At 63.5% G+C, this 835-nt stretch carries 1 protein-coding gene and 1 pseudogene; both read left to right on the top strand.

Annotated features, from left to right (window positions below; all coding sequences use genetic code 11):
* On the top strand, positions 1 to 307 hold a 307-nt coding region (locus tag EN879_RS37555; RefSeq protein ID WP_127274792.1), incomplete at its 5' end, for a nuclear transport factor 2 family protein.
* 96 nt (positions 308 to 403) lie between these two features.
* Positions 404 to 835, top strand: a pseudogene (locus tag EN879_RS37550) (peptidase M3); the annotation flags it as partial.

Raw genomic sequence — 835 nt, 5'->3', positions numbered from 1 at the left:
GCTGGTCGCCGACCGCACGGAACTGTCCGACCTGCTCGCCGACGATGTCCGCATCAAGCTGGACGACCTCGGCATCGTGCAGAGCAAGCAGGAATTCATCGCTTCGATCGACGAATGGAAAGGTGCCGTTGCCGGTGCTGCGATCCGGCACCGGATCGAGAAAAGCGAAGGCGGCGTCACCACGGTGGTCGCCTGCTACGATTTCCCCAACAACGACATGCTGATGCAGGAAACTTTCGCGGTCACCGACAACCGCATCACCGCCAGTTCACAAGCGGCGATCGCCGAAAACTGCGACGGCTTTTGAGGGCGATATCGGCCAAATCCGCATATTGCGGGTCCGCCGGCCGCGCCCTACATCGGGTACGACCCACCTGCCTGCTTCACCAACGAAAGACTGTCCATGCCTTCCACGAAAGCCGTCGACCTCGCCGCCCATCCGCTGACCGCGTGGCAGGGGCCGCTCGGCCTGCCCGATTTCACGCGCATTGGCGACGGCGACTTCTCCCCGGTCTTCGACGCGGCGCTGAAGGCGCACGAGGCCGAGATCGAGGCGATCGCCGGCAACAAGGATGCGCCGACCGTCGAGAACACGCTTGCCGCGCTGGAACTCGGCGGCGAAGCGCTCGATCGTGTCTCGTCGATCTTCTGGTGCCGCGCCGGCGCCTACACCAACGAGACGATCCAGGCGCTGGAGCGCGACATCTCGCCGAAAATGTCCAGGCATTTCTCGGCGATTTCAATGAATGAGCGGCTGTTTGCCCGCATCGACGATCTCTACCAGCGCCGCGAGAGCCTGAAGCTCGACGCCGAGACCCTGCGGGTACTGGAAAAG

The sequence above is a fragment of the Mesorhizobium sp. M7A.F.Ca.AU.002.02.1.1 genome, assembly GCF_003998535.1.
GTDB classification, from domain to species: domain Bacteria; phylum Pseudomonadota; class Alphaproteobacteria; order Rhizobiales; family Rhizobiaceae; genus Mesorhizobium; species Mesorhizobium ciceri.
This window is presented reverse-complemented; position numbering and strand designations above follow the sequence as displayed.